At 72.4% G+C, this 4969-nt stretch carries 6 protein-coding genes; 3 read left to right on the top strand and 3 right to left on the bottom strand.

Annotation, left to right across the window (positions count from 1 at the left end):
* Window positions 1-834, bottom strand: an 834-nt coding sequence (locus R6V09_RS45750; protein WP_317887392.1) for an aminotransferase class I/II-fold pyridoxal phosphate-dependent enzyme, incomplete at its 3' end; no start/stop codon positions are given.
* A gap of 147 nt (window positions 835-981) precedes the next feature.
* Between R6V09_RS45750 and bioB the strand changes: the two genes are divergently transcribed.
* The 3 genes from bioB to bioD are packed head-to-tail and all read left to right on the top strand — an operon-like array spanning window position 982 to window position 4238.
* Window positions 982-2196, top strand: coding sequence for a biotin synthase BioB (gene bioB, locus R6V09_RS45745; RefSeq protein WP_317887391.1), 1215 nt, complete (start codon window positions 982-984; stop codon window positions 2194-2196).
* Window positions 2189-3493 carry an adenosylmethionine--8-amino-7-oxononanoate transaminase gene (locus R6V09_RS45740; protein WP_317887390.1) on the top strand — a complete coding sequence of 435 codons (1305 nt, stop codon included), beginning with the start codon at window positions 2189-2191 and terminating at the stop codon, window positions 3491-3493. The genes bioB and R6V09_RS45740 overlap by 8 nt, the downstream gene beginning before the upstream one ends.
* A gap of 1 nt (window position 3494) precedes the next feature.
* Window positions 3495-4238, top strand: coding sequence for a dethiobiotin synthase (bioD, locus tag R6V09_RS45735; RefSeq protein WP_317887389.1), 744 nt, complete (start codon window positions 3495-3497; stop codon window positions 4236-4238).
* Between the two features lie 6 nt (window positions 4239-4244).
* Here bioD and R6V09_RS45730 read toward each other — a convergent pair whose 3' ends face one another.
* Entirely contained in the window at window positions 4245-4583 is a 339-nt protein-coding gene (locus R6V09_RS45730; RefSeq protein WP_317887388.1) for an NUDIX domain-containing protein, read from the bottom strand.
* A gap of 30 nt (window positions 4584-4613) precedes the next feature.
* Window positions 4614-4969: helix-turn-helix transcriptional regulator (locus R6V09_RS45725; RefSeq protein ID WP_317887387.1), on the bottom strand; the 356-nt coding region annotated here is incomplete at its 5' end.

Here is a 4969-nt window from a genome sequence, read left to right as displayed (position 1 = left end):
CTCGCGCCGCAGCAGGGTGAGCGCGGCCAGCGCCGCACCCGCCGCCGCGGGAGCCAGTCCCGTGTCGAAGATGAACGTCCGCGCCGCGTTGACCAGATGGTCGATCACCCGGGCCGGCCCGAGAACCGCACCGCCCTGACTCCCCAGCGACTTCGACAGGGTCACCGTCACGACCACGTCCTCGGCCCCCGCGAGCCCTGCCGCGTACGGCGCCCCGCGCCCGCCCTCGCCCAGCACCCCGAGCCCGTGCGCGTCGTCGAGCAGCAGCCCCGCCCCGAACTCCCGGCTCGCCTCGGCCAGCGCCCCCACCGGAGCCGCGTCCCCGTCCACGGAGAACACCGAGTCGGACACGACGACGGCCTGCCCGTCGTGCGTCCGCAGCGCCTTCCGCACCCCGTCCGGGTCCGCGTGCCCCACGACCTGGGTGGCGCCCCGGGCCAGCCGGCAGCCGTCGATGAGCGAGGCGTGGTTGCCCGCGTCGGAGACGATCAGCGAGCCGTGCGGCGCGAGCGTGGTGACCGCGGCGAGGTTGGCCGCGTAGCCGGAGGAGAAGACGAGGGCCGCCTCGAAGCCGCAGAACTCGGCGAGTTCGCGCTCCAGCCGGCTGTGCAGCTCGGTCGTACCGGTGACGAGCCGCGAACCGGTGGCCCCGCCGCCCCAGGTCCGCGCCGCCGCCGCGGCCCCCTCGACGACCTCGGGATGATGGGCGAGACCCAGGTAGTCGTTGCTCGCGAGATCGAGGAGCGGCGAGTCGGCGGGGCGCGGGCGCAGGGTCCGTACGAGCCCGGCGCGGCGGCGCTGCTCCGCCTGGTCGTCGATCCAGCCGAACGCCATGGTTCCTCCGGGGCTTTTGTAGGCAGTGCACAGACACTAAACGGACGACCGGCTGCCCATGGTGTGGTGATACCCACACCGGCGGCCCCATGTCTTGTGCAATCTCTCCTTGGCCGCGGGCGGTCCCGTAGGACAGGATCGGATCTCATGGACCTGCTGAACACGCTCGTGGACAAGGGGCTTCGGCGTGAACTGCCGACCCGCGCGGAAGCACTCGCCGTCCTCGCCACCTCGGACGACGACCTGCTGGATGTCGTGGCCGCGGCCGGAAAGGTGCGCCGCCACTGGTTCGGCCGACGGGTGAAGCTCAACTACCTCGTCAACCTCAAGTCCGGCCTGTGCCCCGAGGACTGCTCGTACTGCTCGCAGCGGCTCGGCTCCAAGGCCGACATCCTGAAGTACACGTGGCTGAAGCCCGACGATGCCTCGAAGGCGGCGGCGGCCGGTGTGGCGGGTGGCGCCAAGCGGGTCTGCCTGGTGGCCTCCGGCCGGGGCCCGACCGACCGGGACGTGGACCGGGTCGCGGGCACCATCAAGGCGATCAAGGACCAGAACGAGGGCGTCGAGGTGTGCGCCTGCCTAGGCCTGCTCTCCGACGGCCAGGCGGACCGGCTGCGCGACGCGGGCGCGGACGCCTACAACCACAACCTCAACACGTCCGAGTCGACGTACGGCGACATCACGACTACCCACACGTACGCCGACCGCGTCGACACCGTGCAGAAGGCGCACGCGGCCGGGCTCTCCGCCTGCTCCGGCCTGATCGCCGGCATGGGCGAGACCGACGAGGACCTGGTGGACGTCGTCTTCTCCCTCCGCGATCTCGACCCGGACTCGGTGCCGGTGAACTTCCTGATCCCGATGGAGGGCACCCCGCTCGCACAGGAGTGGCACCTCACCCCGCAGCGCTGTCTGCGCATCCTCGCGATGGTGCGGTTCGTCTGCCCGGACGTCGAGGTGCGCATCGCGGGCGGCCGTGAGGTCCACCTGCGCACGATGCAGCCCCTCGCCCTGAACCTCGCCAACTCGATCTTCCTCGGCGACTACCTGACGTCCGAGGGCCAGGCCGGCCACGCCGACCTGGAGATGATCGCGGACGCGGGCTTCGAGGTGGAGGGCGCGGGCGAGGTGACGCTGCCGGAGCACCGGGCGACCGTGGCGGCCGGCGGGTGCGGTTCGCAGGAGAGCGCGGGCTGCGGGTCGCACGAGGGTGCTGGGTGCGGTGGACACGAGGGTGCCGAAGTCTGCGGGTCCGGTTCCGCTTCCACGGCCACTCCCGCCCCGCAGGTCGACGAGGTCCGCCGGGACCTGGTCTCCGTACGCCGTCGAGGTGCCGGAACGGATCTCGCGCCGAATGCCTGACCCGAACCCGACCGCCCTGCCCGGCCTGCCCGTCGCCGAGCTGCTGGAGCTGGACCGGCGGCACGTCTGGCATCCGTACGGTCCGATGCCCGGCCGCGTCGAACCGCTCGTCGTGGAGTCGGCGAGCGGGGTGCGGCTCCGGCTGGCGGGCGGCGGGGACGAGCTGGTCGACGGCATGTCGTCCTGGTGGTCGGCGATCCACGGCTACAACCACCCCGTGCTCAACGAGGCCGCGCGCGAGCAGCTCGGCCGGATGAGCCACGTCATGTTCGGCGGGCTCACGCACGAACCCGCCGTACGACTGGCGAAGCTCCTTGTCGACATGTCTCCCGAGGGCCTGGAGCACGTGTTCCTGGCCGACTCGGGCTCGGTGTCGGTCGAGGTCGCGGTGAAGATGTGCCTGCAGTACTGGCGCTCGCTCGGCCGCCCCGCGAAACAGCGCCTGCTGACCTGGCGCGGCGGCTACCACGGTGACACCTGGCAGCCGATGTCGGTGTGCGACCCCGAGGGCGGGATGCACGAGCTGTGGTCCGGGGTGCTGCCCAGCCAGGTGTTCGCCGACGCGCCTCCGGCGGAGTACGAGGAGTCGTACGCAGCCCATCTCCACGAGCTGATCGAGCGGCACGCGCACGAACTCGCCGCGGTGATCGTGGAGCCGGTGGTGCAGGGCGCGGGCGGGATGCGGTTCCACTCCCCCGCGTATCTGCGGGTGCTGCGCGAGGCGTGCGACGCGCACGACGTGCTGCTGGTGTTCGACGAGATCGCGACGGGTTTCGGTCGTACGGGTGCCTTGTTCGCGGCGGAGCACGCGGCCGTCACCCCCGACGTGATGTGTGTGGGCAAGGCGCTGACCGGCGGCTATATGACGATGGCGGCGACGCTGTGCACGTCACGCGTGGCCGAGGGCATCTCGCGCGGCGAGGTGCCGGTCCTGGCCCACGGCCCGACCTTCATGGGCAATCCGCTGGCGGCGGCCGTGGCCTGCGCGTCGATCGAACTCCTCCTGAACCAGGACTGGTTGACGGAGGTCAAGCGCATCGAGGCGGGCCTGCGGGAGGGCCTCGCCCCCGCATCGGGGATCCCCGGAGTCCGGGACGTCCGCGTCCTCGGCGCCATCGGCGTGGTCCAGCTCGACCACGACGTGGACATGAAGGCCGCCACGGAAGCGGCCGTACGCGAGGGCGTGTGGCTACGGCCGTTCCGCGACCTCGTCTACACGATGCCGCCGTACGTCACGGGCGACGCCGACCTGGCTCGGATCACCCGCGCGGTGTGCGCGGCGGCGCGGGAGGGATGACATGCCGGTACTGGTGATCACGGGCACGGGCACGGAGGTCGGCAAGACGATCACCACGGCCGCCGTCGCCGCGGCGGCGGTCGCGGCCGGCCGCACGGTGGCCGTCCTCAAGCCCGCCCAGACGGGTCTACGGCCGGACGAGCGCGGGGACGCCGACGAGGTCGCGAGGCTCGCGGGTGCCGTCACGGCGGCCGAACTCGCCCGCTACCCCGAGCCGTTGGCACCCGGCACGGCGGCACGCAGGGCCGGTATGGCTCCGGTCCGTCCGCGCGAAGTGGCCGACGCCGCGCAGAAGTTGGCCACCGAGCACGATCTCGTGCTGGTCGAGGGCGCGGGCGGGCTGCTCGTACGGTTCGACGCGGAGGGCGGCACGCTGGCGGACACGGCGCGGTTGCTGGGAGCACCGGTCCTGGTCGTGGCGTCGGCGGGCCTGGGCACCCTGAACACGACGGAACTGACGGCCCGTGAACTCCGCCACCAGGGGCTCGACTTGCTGGGCGTGGTGATCGGCAGCTGGCCCACCGCGCCCGATCTGGCGTCGCGTTGCAATGTGGCCGACCTGCCGGAGGTGGCGGGGGCTCCGCTGCTCGGGGCGCTGCCGGAGGGGGCGGGCACTCTCATCCCCGCCGACTTCCGCGCTGCGGCGGCGAGTTGGCTGGCGCCGCAGCTTGACGGGACGTGGGACGCGGAGGGGTTCCGGGGGCGCGAGGCGCCGAGCCGGTGGACAGTCCCGTCGATCACCTGACGGCTCTCACGTCTCCAACCGATCCAGCCGGGCGTCCTGGCCGTCGGCCAAAGGGAAGGCCAGGGGCAGCGGCTCGAAACGGCAGTGGAAGGTCATGCCGTTGTCGCGCCTGGCGCCCGCCACATGGTGCCCCGGACACCTCCGGCAGGTCAGCCCGCACTCCTCCGTGACTTCCCGCAACACCGCCTCTTCCAGGGGCTCTTCCGGCGCCGCACCTCCCGCGGGGACGTGCGTGCCGGGCGGCAGATCCGCGTCATGGTCGAACACGAGCAGTTCCACCGGCCGTCCCGTGCGCTGGCGCAGCACATAGGCAGCGACCCGGACGCGCAACGTCAACTCCCGCATTCCGGAAGGGTAAGGGCAGTACCGGGTGCCTCAGGACGCCTCCCCTTCCGCCAGCAGTCGTACCAGTTCGATCCGCGACCGGATGCCCAACCGGCTGAAGACGCCGCGCAGATGGTGGTCGATCGTGCGCGGGCTGAGGGCGAGGCGGACGGCGATCTCTCTGTTGGTGGCGCCGTCGGCTGCCATGCGGGCGACCATCAGTTGCTGGGCGGTCAGGCGGGTGGTGGGGGCCTGGGCTCCGGGTGCGGGGAGGGTGGTCACTCCCACCGGTGTGCCGAGGGCGCGGAGTTCGGCTCGCGCCTGGGCCGCGCAGTGCGGGGCGCCGAAGGAGTCGAAGGCCTCCAGCGAGGTGTGCAGGCGGTCTCGGGCCTCGGTGCGGCGGCGCA

Origin of the sequence: Streptomyces sp. W16 (assembly GCF_033194735.1) — a bacterium.
Taxonomy (GTDB): Bacteria; Actinomycetota; Actinomycetes; order Streptomycetales; family Streptomycetaceae; genus Streptomyces.
The sequence above is the reverse complement of the archived record's forward strand: the minus strand, read 5'-3'. Positions and strand labels throughout refer to the sequence as shown.